This is a genomic window from Prevotella pectinovora, from assembly GCF_041323955.1.
GTDB classification, from domain to species: domain Bacteria; phylum Bacteroidota; class Bacteroidia; order Bacteroidales; family Bacteroidaceae; genus Prevotella; species Prevotella pectinovora.
Map to the genome: position 1 here is coordinate 511,181 of NZ_JBGLIV010000001.1, position 18,597 is coordinate 529,777.

Below are 18,597 nucleotides of genomic sequence, written 5' to 3' on the forward strand. Positions count from 1 at the left end.
CTATTTCTTGCTAATATACTCCCACACAACCAATTCAAGATTTTCTGGCTTGTAGTGGTCTTCCACCAGTTTACCCTGTGGCTCTTTTGCTATTTTGACACCAGCAAACAGGTCTTTGACTGCAGTCGTAGCCGCCTTGGGAGCCTTCTCCGTCATCCACCGCTGCATGATTGCACGCAGATTTGCAATGGCCTCTGTGTCTGCCTTGTCGATTGCAGAGGGAACATAACGACTGATATTCAATTTAGTTCGCAGCAATGACAGGATTTCCTGTTTGTTATACTCCTTGATTTGCACTTCGTCGCGGTTGTCCTCTACAGGGCGCAACACCAAATGCATTTCGCCAGTGTCCTTCTGACGAACAAGTGCAACGATGCTTTCGGGTATCTTTTGGAAAAGGTCATCTTCGGTGCGGAAGCCGCTATAGATGCCGTTAGGCATATCACGGTAGTATTGCTCGTTCTCTTTGAGCATATCCACCAAATCCTGGCGGAATGTTTCGAGAGAAAGATCGTGCAGACCAAAGGTCTCTTCGCCCTGCTCTTGTCCAGTCTCCATTACGTCATCGAGGAGTTTTCGGTCGTTACGTTCCAGGATGGGGTTATCGGCAATGGTTTTTACTAACTCCTCGCTCACTTCAGGAATCTCTGTGCCCATAATGGCCATAGCCGTCAAGCGGTCGTTTACACGACTGAAAAGTTTTAGATAGCCATCGTAGTTCTTGGCAGGCCAGAAGTTAACGCAGTCAATCTCTTTATTCGCAGAGCCGATACGGTCTATACGGCCTTGGCGCTGAATAAGACGAGTTGGATTCCAGTGTATATCGTAATTGACCACGGTCTGTGCATCTTGGAGGTTTTGACCTTCTGACAAGCAGTCGGTGGCGATAAGAATACGAACAGGTTCTTCGAGAGCCTGCCATGCACGACGAGCCATCTCATTAGAATCCTTGAACTGTTCTATCACCTTCTTCCACTCAGTAAAGGTCACATTCCATTTGCGCTTTTCGTAGTCGAAATGATTGTCGCCCTGTTTGAAATACTGCTTATACAGAGGCACCCAGTCCATTTCTCTATACAGCTTACTCATCGGTGAGAAGCGACAGAGCGTAGACTGGAATTTAGCCTCGTGTACTCCGCGGAACGTAGCTCCATTGCCATCCACCACAGCAACAACACCAGGGAATTCCTTGTTGAGTTGCTCGTAAAGATACTGAGCAGTATCACTATAAGAGGTAAACACAAGTACACGCTTGTGACTACGGTTTACCTTTTCGATGAGAATGTCTTTCAGACTTTCAAGCTTGCTGTCTTTTACTTTGCCTGCACGGAACTTCTCATCGTATTTCTGCATATTGTCCACAAACACGTGGAACAGGCGAATATCCTCTTCAAGGTCGCGTTTGAACCCTTCAATATCCTTGATGTCTTCCAATCGGATAGGATTCTTCTTGCCGAGTGTCACACTAGGGTCTTCGAAGTCCTCGTCTTCAAAAGCGTCCTCGTCCACAACAACATCGTCAATGGTTGTACCACCTCTTCCTTCAAGAAAAGCATTCACTTTATTTAGGGCATTCTCGTGGTGAGCCAGCACATTCTCAACAGTCGTTTTGCAAGCGACCCAACTGCTCTCCAAGCGTTTCAAGAACAAGATGAGCATCATCTTACAGAGGAAGAACTCGCGCTGACGCTGGTCGTTGATGGCTGTTACCTTTCCGTTGGGTTTTTCCATATAGGCAGAAGGCTGATATGCCACCATATTGGGAGCCATCAGAGCATCGTAGATTTCCTCAAACGTGGCGAGGTCACCAATTTCAGACAGAGCCTTGAATATGTTGGTTGGCTTGTTCTGCTTGGGAAAACGAAGGTCTGTGCCAGTGACCTTCTCAACCATCTTGCGTGTACGAGCGACCACGAGACGGTCTGTTAGATTGAAAAATGCCTCAGGAAGGTCATCAATCAAATCTTTGATACGGCGGTCTTTGTCTTTTTTGCTCCATTTCTCAAATGCCGTCTGAGCACGGCGGAACAAGTCCATGAGGCTTGGAATGCGGAAATCTTCAATATTGAAACCATTGTCGGCATCGCGCACCATCAACTTGAATTGATTGCGAACGTCCATCAAGTGATTGTTGACAGGTGTGGCTGATAGTTCAAGCACTTTTATATCGTCGTGCGGACGACCTTTGAGAAGTTCTTCTACAAGATACTTGTAACGACCCGATTTATCGTTGCGGAGGTTATGACTTTCGTCAATAACGATTAGCATCTTGGGACGTGTCTTCAGGAATGACAATGGCGCACGGCCATATGAATCTAAGCGACCTGGTTGCAGGTCGGTGTGGAAACGTACCTCATAGTCAAACTCGTCACGCTCGAAACGTGAGCCTTGGTGACTGAGGTACTGCTCCCAGTTGGCTTGCAACTTCTTGGGACAAAGCACGAGCGTAAAAAAACCCTCGCTTTGGAAATATTTAATGACAGCCAACGCCGAGAACGTCTTGCCAAGACCCACGGCATCGGCAAGGATAGCGCCATTGTATTTCGACAGCATTGATATGAGCGAGTGTACGCCTTTCTGTTGATAGTCAAAGAGGATATTCCAGATGACCGAGTCTTCAAGGCGTGTAATGCTGCGATTTGTGCCATCTGTCAGTGAGAGTTCTATATCGTCATGGAACAACTCAAAGAGAATTTTATAATATATGTCGCGAGGCATGTACTCCCTGCAGAAGTTCTCGATGCACTCAATGAAATATTGTTTTACGGTCTGTCGTGTCTTGCGGCCATCCACAAACACATCTACGGTATCCTTAGCAACGTTCTTCCAAATGCCATCAAACCACTTTAGCGCATCGCTGAAATCCTTATTATCATCACCTCTACGAGCCACATTAAATTCAATGTTGCCAGAGGATTGATAGTAACCAAGACCTTTCTCTGTGAAATTGGAAGAGCCTGCAACGAAGTAAGAATCATCGCCATCGGCAGCACGATAGATGTAGGTCTTTGCATGACAGAAGGCACTATCTATGCGCTTCAATTCTACGTTGTCTTGTTGTAATATGGCAATGGCCATCTTCGCCGTAGCTTGCAAAGCGAAAGCGTTGGTAAAGTCACTTGTACCTTGAAGGATGTCAATGATGCGCTCCTTCTGGTCGTCGTGGCCTGCGATTTCACTCAAAATCATACGAAACTTGGTCGGCTCCTCCTTGAACTGCTTTAGAAGAGACAACGCTGATATGGTAAAGAATCCAGAAACAATGTTCAGTTCTTCACCTCGCGTATATTTTTGTAAGTATTCCCAAACGGTAGTAATGCTACTATTCTCGTTGAGTTTTGATTTGTTGTCAAGTATCATGAGTAATAGGTTAACGGTCGTTTTTGTCGGTAATCAAGTCTTTGAAGTCCACATTCAAGATTTCTGCTATCCTGTAAAGGGTTGTGAGATTGGGCAGAATGCGCTGTCCGCAATATGCGTTCACCGTACAGAACTCTTTTCCAATCTGCTTTGCTAACCACGTTTGTGATATGCCTTTACTTTCCAGTACGTCTTTGATGCGATTTAGCTTAAGCCTGTTTGCCATATTTTGATTTAATCATTTTCTGCAAAAATAACGAATTATAATCAACACACAAAACAAATCCCCATTTTTTGCAGCAGTATAGCCAAATTCCCTTTCACTGGGCACTTTTGCCACATCTATTGTGTGCTATGCGACATATATCGGAACTTATGTATGCCTTTTTGTGCAGCCGTTTAAGGATCGGCAAACCCCGATACATTCTTTAATGAGAAAAGGCTCAGGAGAGGTTGTCTATCCACGGACAATCTCTCCTGAGCCAATATTACATTGGAACGGCCTAATGACCTCTAAGTTTTGTGATAAATCCAAATCATTATGATGGATTGAGTCTAACAAGAATCATCATCATGTGATTTGGATTTATATGTTGTCAGTTTACGAGTAGACAAGTTTGCGGATATACAAGTCTGCAAGCAAACGGGTAGGCAAGGGGGATAGGCTTACCATTTCTCTTCTAATTCCGTCTGAGAGGTAGAGAGGTAGTTCTTGTCGGCATCTGTTACGATGAGCACCCTGTCGCTGCTGCGCAGATAAGCACCATCGTAGGTGAAGTCGGTTACTTTATTGTCCATTTCGCCAACAAACGACAGTTTGCCGTTCTGAGGATTCATCCACCATGCATGTTTCTTGTTGCCGCTGATTTTGGTGAGGTCTATAGACATCGGCTTGCCGCTGTAGTTGTATACCAGCATAAAGTCGCTGCCGCGCAGAGCGATGACACGGTCGTAGCGTTCGCCGTTCTGACCGGCGATTACACTCTGGTCGCTCTCCGCTTCAGTGAACGGGAAGGCGAGCATAAGCCATTTCAGGTATCTCATCTGTTTGTAGCCAGGGTCGTTCATGGCTTCCCACCATGGCTTTTCGGCTCCGAACGAGGCGAGCACTCCTGGACGCATGAACTGCATCACGGAGTTATGGCCGTAGGTATGTCCGAAACATCCGGCGAATACCGCCCAGTAGGCATAGCGGCGCACGTCGTAGTCCTGCCAGCGAGGAGCGGAGAAATCGTGCAGTCCCTGCGGAATGTCCTCATACGAAGGTTCACCGTCGATTACAGGTTTCAGTGGTTTCTTCTCAAAGCTCATGTCCACATAGCGCCAGTTGTCCTCCTCGGTATTGTCCTTTATGGTGTAGTCGCCGTCACCATTGCGCTGTCCGTAGCGGCGGTGACCGCTCTGAAACATGTTGAAGTCCATCCACTCGCGGTCGTTAAACCATCTTGCCGACGTGGTTCTGCCTCTTGGGTGGAAAGTCATGATATGGCGGTTGTCGTATTTCTTTATGGCACGGGCCAGAGCGTCCCACACTTCAGGCGACTTGTCGCCGAGAATGTCTCCGCCTATCATCCAGATGATGTTCGGCTTGTCCTTGTATCTCTCACCCAGGAACTTGCCGTAGGCAGCAGCCTTCTTCACGTCCATCTGGCCGATCATAGACCCCCAGATGCAGTCCATGGCGATATATATGCCGTTGTCGGCAGCGCGGTCTATGATGTAGTCCAGGTGTTCCCAGTATCCGTAGACACCCGGCTTTGACACCTTGCTGAAGTCGAACTCCTTGTTGTTGGCCTGCTGACCATAAACGTTGAAGGTTGGAATGGCGTTGAGCACCTGTATCTGCTCCACGTTGTAGCCCAGTTCGCGCTCTTTGGCGAGGAAATATTCAGCCTCGTCGCGGTTCAGCCTTTCCGGCAGCAGCCATGCGGTGTTGCCGAGCCAGAAAAACGGTGTGCCGTTCTCGTGTATGAGATAGCGCTGGTTTGCCGATACTTTCAGTTTGCCGTTAGACCATGGTTTGTATATGGTCTTCTTGGCAGCGTTTGCCATTGTCGTGGCGAGCAGCATGAAGGCTGCGATGAATAGGGATTTCTTTATTGTCATATTGTATTCGTTATTTTTCTTATATAATAAGAGTTTGTCAGTTTTTCGCCTTCAGTTCTATCGTCTGTCCCTTCTTGGTCGGTATGTCATAGACGTAAGACTTTCTGAGTTCTGGCATCTTTTCGATCTTTTCGGGATGGTTGATCTGCTGCTTCACGTTTGTCGGTGTGACGAAGAGTGGGTTGGGATTCTTGCCTTTGGCAGTCCGGAGTCCCTTGCCTGTGAGCGGTACGGCAGACCGTATGCGTAGGTTGCCGCCGTTTTCCGACTTTATCACAGCTTTCACGATGTTGTTCTCCTTCCATGTCATGCTCACCTCAAAACCGCCGCGTGCTTTCAGTCCGCTTACCGTTCCCTCCTTCCATGCGTCGGGCAGGGCAGGGAGCAGATATATGAAACCGTCGTGGCTCTGCATCAGCATCTCGGCGATGCCGGCGGCGCATCCGAAGTTTCCGTCTATCTGGAATGGCGGATGGGCGTCGAAAAGATTGGCATAGGTACCGCCTTTCTTCTTCTCGTTGCGCACGAGGGTTAGTTGGTCGCCGATGAGCTTCAGGGCATGGTTGCCGTCGAGGAGTCTCGACCACAGACACACCTTCCATCCCATGCTCCATCCCGTAGAGGGGTCGCCGCGATGAATCAGCGATGTGCGAGCTGCCGAAGCCAGTTCCGGTGTGCGGAACGGCGAAATCAGATTGCTTGGATACAGACCGTAGAGATGCGACACGTGTCGGTGTATGTCGTCGGGATTGTCCCAGTCGTCTTTCCATTCCTGCAACTGTCCCCAGCGTCCGGTCTGCAGAGGCAGCAGTCCGTCGAGCTTCTCCTGCAGACTGTCTGTGAATGCCTTGTCACCCTTGGCTCCGAGAATCCTCGATGCCTCTATCACATGGCTGAAGAGGTCGGTCAGCAGTTCGTTGTCCATCGTCACTCCGGCCGCCGTGGTGGCCTTGTGGAGATGCGGGTTCTCTGGCGACAGCGACGGACATATCATCCAGTTCCTGCCCGATGGATTTTTCACCATTATCTGGTTGAGGAATCGTGCCGCACCGCACATTATCGGATACACGCTGCTCAGGAAGCCCTTGTCGCCGGTATATAGATAGTGTTCCCACAGATGCTGGCTCATCCATGCCCCTCCCGTTGGCCATAGTCCAGAGGGAGCCTTGTCGATGGCTCCTGTCACTCGCCATAGGTCCGTGTTGTGGTGGAGCACCCATCCGTCAGCGCCATACATTATGCGGGCAGCGTCGCGTCCCGTCTCGCTCACGTCCTTGATGAGCGAGAAGAGCGGCTGGTTCAGTTCCGTGAGATTCGCCACTTCAGCCGGCCAGTAGTTCATTTCCAGATTTATGTTGCAGGTATATTTGCTGTCCCACGACGGCATCATCTTGTCGTTCCACAGTCCTTGAAGCGTTGGCGGCTGTGTGCCGGGTTGCGATGTGGAGATGAGCAGGTAGCGTCCGAACTGGAAGTATGTCTCTACAAGGTGTTCGTCGTTGTGACTCTTGAAATTCTGTATTCTCCAGTCCGTTGTCTTGTCGGCAAACTTGTCGTTGCCCAGGTTGAGGCTCACGCGGTCAAACTGCTCCTTGTATAGTGCCACGTGCTCCTTTTTCAGTCTGTCGAAACCACTGTCGAGAGCTCTTCTCAGAGTGCTCTCCGAGAGTAGCGTGTCGTTTCCGCTGATATCGTTGTATTTCTTGAAGTTTGTGGCGATGGTGAGGAATATGGTGGCTTCGTCAGCATCCTTTATCTGCAGCACACCGTCTTTGCTTCTGATTGTTCCACCCTTTAGCTGCGCCGTGGCGCGTCCGGTGAACTGCACTTTTCCCTTCAGTCCCTCGTGCCATCCGCTGATGCCGCTGAGCACAATCTCGTCGTCTTCCGACCTCACGCTGACGTCCTGCTGTGGCGATGTCATCTGTGCGTTGCATGTTATCATTCCCCTCTTGCTGGCAGAGAGCTTCACCATGATCACGTTGCCGCTCAGCGACGATATGTATTCGCGTCGGTATGTCACGCCGTTGGCAGTAAACTGAGTCACTGCCCTTGCCGAGTCGAGACTCAGTTCGCGGCGGTAGTCAGAATACTCTTCCAGTCCGGGAAAACTTACATACAGGTCGCCGAAGGGCTGGTATGGCATTCCGGAGTTCGTCTTTGCCATGACATGAGCCGTAGCCATGTCTTGCGCCTCCTTGTATTTGCCCTGCCACACCAGTTCTCTCACCCGGGGCAGGTATTCCCGAGCCTCCGGGTTGGCGTTGTTGTTGGGGCGTCCTGCCCAGATAGTCTCTTCGTTGAGCTGCAGACGGTCGGTGGCAGGAGTGCCGTAGACCATCGCTCCCAACCGGCTGTTGCCCAGAGGCAATGCTTCCGTCCACATTGCTGCAGGCTTGTCATACCACAGTATGTGGCAGTTTCCGGTCTTTGTATCGTTGCCTTTTGCGAGTGTCGTCGTGGCGGCAAGAGTCAAGACCGCGGCTGATAGTATTATTGCTTTTTTCATCTCTTCTGGTTGGTGTTATTTCTTTTTTGTCTATGTTGCTTGTTTCCGATTATGAAGACATTATGATAATGTCTAGATAATCCATGTCTTTAATTTGACGTCGCTTCACCGCTTTTGTACCTATCGGTCTGCATCCGAGGGTATGGATAACCATGACAGACATCCCCCAAAATGGAAATTCTGAAAATTCTTCATAAACCGTCAGATCGTCAGGTTTTTGCTGTAACGCATTTATATATTGGCTGTTGGCGACCAGATGGTTGTTTTCGATTGTCTGGATGGTTCGTTGTCATAAGCTGACATAGAGCGCTCCACATCTTCGGCAACGCCACATTCCTGACAGCCACAATGTTGTAAAAGGTAAATAGTCCATCTCCCATTTCTCACGTCTTGCCCCTGATTTGAAACAAAAAATATTCTTTTTGCCCCTGATTTGAAACAAAAAAGTTGTATCTTTGCCCATGATTTGAGACAAAAGATATGTTTAAGCGCAAGATATTAAGCAAATTAGAAGCATGGAAGCGAGATGAAAGGCATAAACCACTCATCTTGAGAGGAGCCAGACAAGTAGGCAAGACAACAGTTGTCAACGAGTTTGGTTCCCAGTTCGACAACTACCTATACTTCAACCTGGAAATGAATGAGAGCGTCAGATTGTTCGAGATGGATATTCCTTTGAATGATTTGGTCAATATGCTGTTTGCCAGTTTAGGCAAATCGCAACGAGAAGGCAGCACGCTCATTTTCATCGACGAGATACAGAATTCTCCAAAGACAATCGCTCTGCTCAGATACTTCTACGAGCAGAGACCTGACCTGTATGTCATAGCAGCAGGTAGTCTGTTGGAGAATCTTGTAGACGTAAATGTAAGTTTTCCTGTAGGAAGAGTAATGTATATGGCTTTGAGTCCTTGCTCCTTTTATGAGTTTTTGGGGGCCATCGGCAAAACCAATCTTCTTGCTGTTCTCTCACAGAAACCAGAATACACCGTTGCCTTTCATGAGCAACTCATTCACCAATTCAATCAATACACCATCATTGGCGGAATGCCAGAGGCTGTGCAGCGCTATGCAGAGACTCAAGACATCGTAGCCATAGAAGATGTGTACGAGACTTTGGTACAGGCCTACAAGGATGATTCTGAGAAATATGTCAGAGGCAATAAACTGACAGAAGTCGTGCGCTTCATATTATCGTATGGTTGGGGATTTTCGGGCGAGACCATCACCTTGGGCAATTTTGCCAACTCTGGCTATAAGTCACGAGAAGTTGGCGAAGCTTTTCGTCTCTTGGAGAAGGCCATGATTCTGGAATTGGTTTATCCAGTATCTTCCACTCAGATGCCAATTATCCCTGAAACCAAGAGAATGCCCAAACTCATTTGGTTTGATACCGGTTTGGTAAACTATCAGGCAGGCATCAGAAAAGAAATCATAGGTTCAACGGATATGGTGGACAGCTGGCGGGGACATCTTGCCGAGCAAATCACGGCACAAGAGCTTCTGTCGATAGAAGACCGTGTTGGACAGCACCGCTCGTTTTGGGCCAGACCCAACAATGGCGCCGAGGTTGATTTCATTTTCACCCACAACTCCAGACTCTACCCTATAGAAGTGAAGAGTGGTACCAATGCCCGTCTGCGTTCACTTCATGTTTTCATGGACAATTCTAATATAGACACAGCCATCCGTGTTTGGTCTAATCCATACTCTGTAGATAAAGTAAAGACACCAAATGGCAAGGAATACCGATTAATCAACCTGCCGTTTTATCTGATTGGCAATCTACATCAGGTGTTGGATGAAGTTTTATGAGTAATAGTGAGCTGTTGCGAATTAAAAGCAAACGAAAAACGCTCTTATAAAGAGCAAAAGACTGCAAGCAGTATATAAAAATACAATAAACTGGCTAATGACCGATTAGGGTTTAAGCGGTCGGATGTCTCGAAAGTACATATAGCAGGCTAATGAATATTTTGGGCACGGTTTGGGCACTGGTCGTGCCCACTTGGGGCAACGTGCTTGCCCCACATGGGTAACGTGCTTGCCCCACATGGGCACGGTGCTTGCCCCATTTGTGCACAATCCGTGTCCATTTCTTGATGTTTTGTTCTCCTTGCCTATATTTGGTGTTATGGTGTTCCGATGATGATTTACCAGTGATACTTTGATGATACTTCTATGATACTTTTCTGTAAAACATTCGGAAAAGTCTCATACGTCTAACCTGTTGGTTTAGTGGGCTTAAGGTGTCTGACAGAAGTCGGAAATGATACTTTGATACTTTTCTATCTAAAAAAACACTATACCTCTTTCCAGTCAGTCAATCCCTTTCCCTTGTCGTCCAGTTCTATGGCAAGAGCAGTCACCCGGCGTTTGTCAGCCTTGAAAGGTTCGACATATTGCTTGGCTCTGATCTGTTCGGTGGCAGCGTCAATGCCGCCGTTGTTGCTAAGTTTCAATTCAAGGACATAGATGATGTTGGTAGTTTCCACCACCATGTCAATTCTGCCCGTAGCAATCATCTTCTCCACTTCCACCCGGCAGCCGATGGCATTGAATATGGTGCTCAATATCAGGCGGTAGCGTTCCTCCATATCCATGCTTGCAAGTTTCTTATTGCTGTAGGGCACATCCGCAATGAGGGCCTTCAGGCATTTCATGGCTTCGGTGAGATTGCCAAGCTTTAGGGAATACAACAACATACTTTGGGTTGTTATTACTTGTGCATTCGATTGCAACGTCAAGGCGGGCAAGACAATCTTGTATAGAGCCTTGCGGACTTCATAGTTGGGAATGCCGAGCAAATAAATGCCATCAAGATAATCCTTTATCGTAAGATATCCCGACTGATAGAGAAACAGTTCTGCTCCACCCCCTGTTACGTCAGAGGTCTCAAGGGTGTCGCGGTCTATCGGACAGTTCTCAAAATTTTTCAGTCTTATTTCCATATCATCAACAAACTTAGGAAGCAATGATGTTGCACCAGACGAAGCCCAATAGTTTCTCAACTTTGAATCAGCGAGAGAATTGATAAGACTAAACGGGTTGAAAACATCCACCATGTTGTCATGACTGAAATGGTAGCCATCATAATGAGCCGTCAACAGCGCTACAGCTTCATCGAAGGTGCAGCCCTCATATTCTGCCAGTTTGTTTATCTCGGGTCTGAAATCGCGCAGCATCTCGTCCTTGGTAATGCCGCAGAGGGCAGCATATTCTGGATCAAAACTGATGTTGCTCAGATTGTTGAGCACAGAGAAGAGCGAGATTTGAGTAAACTTGGTGATGCCTGTGATGAAGACAAACTTTTCGTATTTGTCGTCAGCTTTTAAGATAGCAAACACCTCCCTGTAGATGCTTGTGCATGCTTCGTGTTGAGGAGTTTTCCAGGAATGCTGCAATGGAGAGTCGTACTCATCGATGAGAATTGCCACTTGCTGTCCGGTCTGCTCATACGAACCAACTATTATGGCATTAAAGCGGTCGGCAAGACTGTCTGTTGGATTAGGAACCAATGAATATTCTTTTTCATATTGTCTGAAAATATTATTGAGATAAGAGCGCAAAGTGTCAGGTACTGCTCCTGCACGGCTCATATCGAGACGGATGACAGGTCGCTTCACCCATTCCGTCTCCAGTTCCATGATCTTCAACCCCTCGAAGAGTTCCTTCTTTCCTGTGAAGTAGGCTTCGAGTGTATCTACAAGCACCGACTTGCCAAAGCGGCGTGGGCGGCTCAGGTAATTATACTTTTTCCCCCTGTTGGCAAGTTGCCAGATAATGTCTGTCTTGTCAACATAAAGGAATCCTTCCTTTCTTATTTCCTCAAAAGACTGGATGCCAACTGGCAATCGTCTGTTATTCGTCTCCATCATAGTTCCGGATTTTTTGTTTCCCCTTGCAATCTTTGCCGAGGTGCAACTAATCTTTTGCAAAGATAATGCAAACCGAGAGCAGAATATTAAGCTTGCTTGAATATTATGCCGAGGTGCAGCTTATCTTCTGCAAAGATAATGCAAACCGAGAGCAGAATATTAAGCTTGCTTGAATATTATGCCGAGGTGCAGCTTATCTTCTGCAAATATACAACAGTTTTCCCGATTTTCCATGCTTTTTGCTCCTTTCTTTGAACATAATTATGCTATAATGTTTTTATATAGCAATAATTATTGCTTGTAACAATTCTAAGAATCGTGCTGCATGACTGCCATCCATATGAACATGATGAAAACTTGAAGGGAATGGGGAGCGTGGTACGGGAGAAGCCACGGCGATAACTCCCCCACATCAGCATGGGATTGCAAAACAAATCTGTGTATTGATTCACGATGCAATCAAGTCCTGTTCCTATCATCGCCGACGTTCTCGTAAGTACAATTCAGCTCAGACTGCTCTTGGCAATGCCGTTGACACTATCAGTGGTAAGGTTGACACCATCAACACCCACATCGACAATGTTCTGAAGGATGCCCCAACCAAGTTGAAGGTTTCAGTCAGAGTCGATGATGTTGACTGGAAGAAGATTCAGGACATGTTCGACAAACAACATGAATGGATGACCACTCAGATGCAGAAACATATCCGTGAGGTCAATCAAATGTTTTATGAAGAACGCAGAAGGGTTCAGGAAAGGTACAAGGAGTACGATGGAACCTACCTCGGACACTATGTGCAGTATTTCTTCTGGTTCTTCTTTGTCCTTGGACTCGTAATTTTCGGCTTGGCTATCTTCCTGATGCTCGACAGTCACTACCATTGGACGAAGTAATCTAATGTTCCCAACATGCCTTGTGGGATTCATTTTGGGAACAACAAACCCACTGACAATCGGCATTTCTGCTGAAAATCAGTGGGTCTGCTTATTTTGTTGTCAATCTTGATAAGATGATTACTTCCTTGTCTTACATAAGAACTTGATAGCCGCAAACAAAATAGTAAGAATAGCAGCAGGAATAAATGCAGTGAATTTGTCAATCCAACCAATAAACATATTAGCAAAGCCAACAAGGGTTGTTATTATCGACAAACTACCTGTGACCAATCCCAGATAATCGTTCCATTTCTGTATTCGTTCATGTCGTTCCAAGGAGTTCAGATAAGAGCGAAAGCCAATCTTTGCAACTCGTTTTCCCTTCTCTGTTATCTGGATTCCTCTTTTCCCACTTGTTCGAATCAGGCCATATTCGTTTTCAAGGCATGTTATAACACAGTCTGTATAGCGATAGTGATGAATGTTGTTGTCATCCAAATGAAATTCCTGTTCTATTCTATCCCAAACATAATCTGTGAGAGTTGCTTCACCTCTTTCAATGATTACCTTCAAGACAAAATCCTTCCAAGCATCTAAATCGTCTAATTGCTTATTGTTCATAATCTTCCTGTTAGAATCTGAAACAAACTTACTTCCTTTTTGTATATTGAATTAAGCAATACAAAAGAGGTGGAATCACACACCAACCCAGAAGCTCATACCATTCAACATATTCACCATCTTCAAGCCAATCCAATATAGATATGATTACACAAACTACCATCCACCCACCTGAGTATATCAGGCAGGTATGAAGAAATGATTTCGACTTTAAATCTATCTTGTGTAAAATATTCAGCAATATAGGCAAACCTACAAAAAGAAGTAGGATTGTTAAAAGCATAACTTTCATAGCAAAGCCTTTTTAGTCATCTACATAAGTTCCTAACAGTTCTTCTATTACTCGTTTTATCGTCTTTAGATTTTTATTATCATTCTCTTCCAACGAATATCTAAAATAGTATTGGTTCATTTCTGGGTCAAGAACATAAAGTACATCACCAAACGAAACAACTCCATTACTATTGCTTGCTCTGTATCTATGAATAACCTGCCAGCCGATAAATTTACCATCCATAGATGAATCTCGATTCTTTATTATTGCTTCTCTTTTTTCTATTTTTGGTTTTAAGTCTTTCATTTCTGCTGCAGCCTTATCCCTATTTATTGTATGGTCACGGAAAACACCAGAACCGCCAAAAACCTTAATGTTATTTACATTTTCGTCATAGGTGTCTTTTGCAGATTCATAAGACTTTCTTAAATCGATAAGTTCAAAAGCAGCTTTTACACAATCCTCGTCAGTAAGATAATTATAAAACACGCTATCCACCTTTGTACTAACAGGATCATAACTGTTAGGATAGTAAAGATTTTCACATACATATCTCCTAACAGCGTTTTCAGCAGCAGTTTGTCTTTTGTTATAGTCAGCAAAAGGAGAAACTTCTTTTGGAGATTCTTCTTCTTTTGTCGTAGAAGAAATGTTGCCTTTGAGAAGGACACACAATACGGCTACATTTATCAGCATACTGAATGCTAATGCAATGTACAATAGATTTTTTTTCATTGCTGATTATTTTGATTTATAAATTCTTATTGTCGAGTCATTTCATTGAGTTATAACCAAGGCACTCCGTAATTTATGTCAGTTTCATCTGCCACAAAGAAATTATCAGGAGGCAAAATTATCTTTGCCTTCGCCAATCTTTCAAGATAGTCGTTGCGAACGGTACTATTCTCTATTTCTTCTCTTCTTGCTTTGCTCATAGACAAGAACTCATCTTCCATTTCTAAGCCAAGGTACTTTCTGCCAAGCAAGTTAGCTGCAATACCTGTTGTCGCACTTCCATTGAAGGGGTCAAGAATCCATGCCCCTGGTTGAGTACTGGCTTGAATCAATCTTGCCAAAACTCCCAGTGGCTTTTGAGTTGGATGCTTGCCACATGACTTTTCCCATCGACTAATGGCAGGTAATTGCCAAACATCAGTCATTTGTTTGTCACCATTTAGTTGCTTCATCAAATCATAATTGTAGTAATGAGCAACCTTTTGCGACTTCCTTGCCCAGATGATAAACTCAGTCGAGTAGGTTGATTCCATATTCAGAGTATAATTCTTTCAAAACCAAATCCCAATCCGAAAAGAAGGAGCAATCCATCTGGTCATATTTGATTCCGTCTCCCCAGAATGTTATGTACTGAGTGTTAGGGTCATATTTTAAAGAGATTTCCTCGTTTGAATCCTCATAGATAATTCCTTTTGAAGGCTCTCCTGAAATTCCCAACTGATTTTGTTTCATAGAAATCTATTATTCAATTGTTTTCAGCCAATTCGTATACTCAGCAAGCTGTCTTTCATCCAATAAATTTGTGAGAAAAGATAATTTTGCCTCTGCATTGGATGTTGAAACCAATTCTTTGCAGATAGTTTCACAAGGTTCAAAACCTCTCTCTTTAATCCAAGGATTTTCCTTCAATAGATTTGATAGGGCATCATGCTTGTCTTTGCCATAAGCACGTCCAAGCAACTGACAATTCTCGATATCATTGCCATCGGGAGCTTGTGTAAAGCCTTCTGTTGTATAAAAAATGTATTCAGTCATATCGTTTGTTTTAAAATCCAAATGAATCCTCTTTGTACTCGTCAAGAGCCATCCATTGACTGTTGACTAAAGAGAAATGGTAAACTTCAGATAAAGCTTCAACCAATTCTTCCAAATCATCGCAAGATGACGCAAATTGCTTATCTTCGTCTGATAGTTTAATCTTGACAACTCTATTCTGTATAAAATCAAGGGCAACTATATAATTTGGTATCTGCTTCATAATTGATTTTTTCGATAAACACCGCTTCCTTTGAACTCAATAATTCCTTTATCTCGAAGGAATTGAAGTTGCTGACGAATTTTATCCGGGATGTGATTGTTGTCGGGATGTTTTACTTGAAGTTCATCAACGAAGGAATACATTTGCTTGAGTGTAAATGTTTCATCAAGACGCTCTACGAGGTGCAGGGTATCCATCAGCCAGCCTCGACTCTCCACCGATTTAGTTTGGAGATTGAACACTCGATGGTATTGAGAAACTACTTCTTCAACAGGAAGAGCAACGCCATTTTTAATGATAGGAATTTTCGCAGTTGTCGGTATTTCTCTCATCAGGATGTTGCATCCTTCCCAACCAGCTCGTCTTGCGGTTGTCGCTAACGCGTCACGTTTCTCTATAACGGATGGGGTAAAGAAACATTTTGGAACAATCACCAGATTATTAACTTCGTAGCGGTCATAGTGCATAAAGAAGAAGCTAGGATTGTCAAGTGAAGTGATTCTTCCTATCATTGTTCGGTAAACTCCATCTGCAACCGTAGCTTGGAAACTCTCACTATCAGACCTTTTACTTTTCAGCTCATATTGTGATTTGCATTGCTCGCACACATAATCCTTAACAGGTGCATTAGGCTCAGCTCGCCTAATAGTTACTTCACCACAAATAGGGCAATACATGTTGCGTGCCAACCAATCTTCAGTCAGTACTCTTGCTATTTGGCTAGCACTTTTGTAACCTTCTGCTAATGATGTGTTGAATCTCAAATCCATCTCTTACTTCAAATATTTACGGTTTTCAGATTCTTCAAGCACCTTCATCTGCTGAATTGCAACTTGATTTAGTTTGACAAGTCTCTCTGTCTGCGGCATGCCATCGTTGATAAACACAGCATTCAAGTTCTCCATGTTTGAGAGACAAATGAGTTCGTTGATGGTTGCATAGTCGCGTATGTTGCCTTTCTTGTTGGGATTTGCATCGCGCCACTCTTTTGCTGTCATACCGAACATAGCAACATTCAAGACATCAGCTTCCTCTGCATAGATGAGCGATTTGTGATAAGCATCAATTTCTTCTGGCACGATATTCTGTTTGATGGCATCAGTATGAATGCGATAGTTAAGTTTTGAGAGTTCACGCTTAACTGACCATCCGATTAGCTTTTGTTCCTCTTCCTTGAGACGCTGGAATTCTTTGACTAGATAAAGTTTGAATTCCACAGAAATCCAAGAAGCAAATTCAAAGGCAATATCAGTGCGAGCGTAAGTACCTCCGTAACGCCCAGCCATAGCTACAAGTCCTTTTGCATTGGTCGCCTCAATCCATCTTGATGGCGACATTGTGAAGGCATTGAGTCCTGCCTCTTTTCTAAACCCCTCGAATTCGAGGGGATTAAAACTTGGATTGAATAGTTGTTCCCAAATACCCAGGAATTCTATCGTGTTGCGATTGCGCATCCAATTTGCTATTACACCATTTGGGTCACCACTATTTTTCTGGCGTGCAATATCTGTAATACACACAAAGTCCTCTCCTTCGTGTTTAATTGTACGAACTGTTGTGTCCTTTACTTCTATATTTGTAACCTTCTTTGCCATAATCAGTTGATGTTAAAGTTCCTACATACAATATTTGGAGTGCCGTTCTGCTCGAAAATTATCGTTCTATGATATGCTCCATACAACACATCAAAGAAGTTGTCTTCTTCATTCTTGCCCTTACAATCCGAGTTGCTTAGCATGAAATGAAATCCAGCTTCATTTATACGGTCACAATACTCCTTCAAGCGAATTTGTGCTTCATCATTGAAGGCTTCTTTAGCATAGTCATTGAAACTTGATGTATCGCTCAATGGGCGATATGGAGGGTCAAAGTAGAAAAGAGTATTGCCATGTGCATGTTCAAATGTTGACTCAAAATCTCCATTTAGAATCTCCACGCGCTGCAACAATTCACTATCTTTTCTGATAGTTTCAGGGTCACATATCGTTGGATTTGAGTACTTTCCAAAAGGAACATTGAAAAGCCCCTTCTTGTTTACTCTATAAAGACCATTGAAACAAGTTCTATTCAAGAAGAAGAACTTTGTTGTATTCTCGATAGGGTCAAGATTCTTCTCATTATACCGATCGCGAGCAGCCATGAAGAAATCTTTTCTTCCTTCTTCCGTTTCAAGAGCCAAATACGCATTCTCTATATCCATCAATAACTCTATCAACTGTTCAGGATTATCCCTGACAGTTAGGTAGCATGTAGCCAAATCAGGATTTATATCATTGATAATAGCGTGTTGGATATTAGGATAACGCTGAAGCATATAGAAGAGCATTGCTCCACCACCCACAAAGGGTTCTATGTACGTTACATTCTCCCAATTACCAAAGTCAGCTGGAAGTTGTGCATCCAGTTGTTCAATGAGTTGGCTCTTTCCGCCAACCCACTTGATAAAAGGTTTTGCTTTTGCCATAATATGCTAATTTTATTTTTCAGTTGAGTTCAACAAGTCTTTTACGTCAACGTCAAGGAGTTTTGCAATCTTATCGAGGGTGTTCAGATCTGGTTGAACAACATTGTTGCACCATTTACTAACAGTACATGCAGACTTACCAACTTGTTCTGCCAACCACTTACTGGTTTTGTCCTGTTCAGCAAGAACTGCTTTGAGTCGATTTAGCTTTGCCATAATTCTTAATGATGTTAAACTTTGATGCAAAGTTAATAAATCTTTGTGAGAAAAACGTTTCTTATCCTGACTATTCCTAAAATTAGTTGACAGAATTGGATGCGATTAACTAATTAGGTTTACTACTTTTATTCAGTTCTCTGTTTTACTTTACAAGTTCTGTTAGTTGAACTGATTTGTTTTACAAGATTTCATCAGTAAACTGATTTGCTTTACTACCTTCTCGCATTCCAATTGCAAAGTTAATGATTATTCCTTTGATTAGTGCAAGAAATAAAAATATTTCGTAATTTTGCTGTCA

General features: G+C 44.3%; 16 protein-coding genes and 1 pseudogene. 2 read left to right on the forward strand and 15 right to left on the reverse strand.

The window, feature by feature from the left end:
• From ACDC99_RS01945 to ACDC99_RS01960, 4 genes are all read right to left on the reverse strand, one after another.
• A complete protein-coding gene (locus ACDC99_RS01945) occupies positions 1-3,189 on the reverse strand; it encodes a helicase-related protein (RefSeq protein ID WP_370755617.1) in 3,189 nt (1,062 codons plus the stop codon).
• A gap of 181 nt (positions 3,190-3,370) precedes the next feature.
• Positions 3,371-3,586, reverse strand: a complete 216-nt coding sequence (locus ACDC99_RS01950) for a helix-turn-helix transcriptional regulator (protein WP_370755619.1) — start codon at positions 3,584-3,586, stop codon at positions 3,371-3,373.
• Between the two features lie 440 nt (positions 3,587-4,026).
• The gene (locus ACDC99_RS01955) at positions 4,027-5,466 is read right to left on the reverse strand and encodes a glycoside hydrolase family 140 protein (RefSeq protein ID WP_370755621.1); all 1,440 of its coding nucleotides are present in this window, start codon (positions 5,464-5,466) and stop codon (positions 4,027-4,029) included.
• A 37-nt stretch (positions 5,467-5,503) separates the two neighbouring features.
• A complete protein-coding gene (locus ACDC99_RS01960; RefSeq protein WP_370755623.1) occupies positions 5,504-7,975 on the reverse strand; it encodes a glycoside hydrolase family 95 protein in 2,472 nt (823 codons plus the stop codon).
• A 480-nt stretch (positions 7,976-8,455) separates the two neighbouring features.
• Between ACDC99_RS01960 and ACDC99_RS01965 the strand changes: the two genes are divergently transcribed.
• Positions 8,456-9,790 carry an ATP-binding protein gene (locus tag ACDC99_RS01965; protein WP_370755625.1) on the forward strand — a complete coding sequence of 445 codons (1,335 nt, stop codon included), beginning with the start codon at positions 8,456-8,458 and terminating at the stop codon, positions 9,788-9,790.
• A 488-nt stretch (positions 9,791-10,278) separates the two neighbouring features.
• On the opposite strand, the gene ACDC99_RS01970 is transcribed toward ACDC99_RS01965, so the two are convergent.
• Positions 10,279-11,853 (reverse strand): ATP-binding protein, encoded by a 1,575-nt coding sequence (locus ACDC99_RS01970; RefSeq protein WP_288745452.1) that lies wholly within the window; start codon positions 11,851-11,853, stop codon positions 10,279-10,281.
• Positions 11,854-12,296: 443 nt separating this feature from the next.
• Between ACDC99_RS01970 and ACDC99_RS01975 the strand changes: the two genes are divergently transcribed.
• On the forward strand, positions 12,297-12,746 hold the full coding sequence (locus ACDC99_RS01975; protein WP_370755627.1) for a hypothetical protein: 450 nt from the start codon (positions 12,297-12,299) through the stop codon (positions 12,744-12,746).
• A 120-nt stretch (positions 12,747-12,866) separates the two neighbouring features.
• Here ACDC99_RS01975 and ACDC99_RS01980 read toward each other — a convergent pair whose 3' ends face one another.
• From ACDC99_RS01980 to ACDC99_RS02025, 10 genes and pseudogenes are all read right to left on the reverse strand, one after another.
• Positions 12,867-13,349, reverse strand: coding sequence for a hypothetical protein (locus ACDC99_RS01980; protein WP_308008470.1), 483 nt, complete (start codon positions 13,347-13,349; stop codon positions 12,867-12,869).
• A 304-nt stretch (positions 13,350-13,653) separates the two neighbouring features.
• Positions 13,654-14,358 carry a hypothetical protein gene (locus ACDC99_RS01985; protein ID WP_308008468.1) on the reverse strand — a complete coding sequence of 235 codons (705 nt, stop codon included), beginning with the start codon at positions 14,356-14,358 and terminating at the stop codon, positions 13,654-13,656.
• A 50-nt stretch (positions 14,359-14,408) separates the two neighbouring features.
• Positions 14,409-14,882: pseudogene (locus ACDC99_RS01990) on the reverse strand (DNA-methyltransferase); the annotation flags it as partial.
• Positions 14,869-15,090: a hypothetical protein gene (locus tag ACDC99_RS01995; RefSeq protein WP_308008466.1), complete on the reverse strand. Its 222-nt coding sequence runs from the start codon at positions 15,088-15,090 to the stop codon at positions 14,869-14,871. The pseudogene ACDC99_RS01990 and the gene ACDC99_RS01995, both read right to left, overlap by 14 nt.
• A 9-nt stretch (positions 15,091-15,099) precedes the next feature.
• A complete protein-coding gene (locus tag ACDC99_RS02000; protein WP_308008463.1) occupies positions 15,100-15,393 on the reverse strand; it encodes a hypothetical protein in 294 nt (97 codons plus the stop codon).
• A 10-nt stretch (positions 15,394-15,403) separates the two neighbouring features.
• Positions 15,404-15,616 carry a hypothetical protein gene (locus ACDC99_RS02005; RefSeq protein ID WP_308008462.1) on the reverse strand — a complete coding sequence of 71 codons (213 nt, stop codon included), beginning with the start codon at positions 15,614-15,616 and terminating at the stop codon, positions 15,404-15,406.
• Positions 15,613-16,386, reverse strand: a complete 774-nt coding sequence (locus ACDC99_RS02010) for a DpnI domain-containing protein (RefSeq protein ID WP_370755630.1) — start codon at positions 16,384-16,386, stop codon at positions 15,613-15,615. The genes ACDC99_RS02005 and ACDC99_RS02010 overlap by 4 nt, the downstream gene beginning before the upstream one ends.
• 3 nt (positions 16,387-16,389) lie before the next feature.
• Positions 16,390-17,211 carry a KilA-N domain-containing protein gene (locus ACDC99_RS02015; RefSeq protein WP_308008459.1) on the reverse strand — a complete coding sequence of 274 codons (822 nt, stop codon included), beginning with the start codon at positions 17,209-17,211 and terminating at the stop codon, positions 16,390-16,392.
• Positions 17,212-17,213: 2 nt separating this feature from the next.
• Positions 17,214-18,080, reverse strand: a complete 867-nt coding sequence (locus tag ACDC99_RS02020; protein ID WP_370755632.1) for a DNA adenine methylase — start codon at positions 18,078-18,080, stop codon at positions 17,214-17,216.
• Between the two features lie 12 nt (positions 18,081-18,092).
• Entirely contained in the window at positions 18,093-18,296 is a 204-nt protein-coding gene (locus ACDC99_RS02025; protein ID WP_308008456.1) for a helix-turn-helix transcriptional regulator, read from the reverse strand.
• Positions 18,297-18,597: the final 301 nt, after the last annotated feature.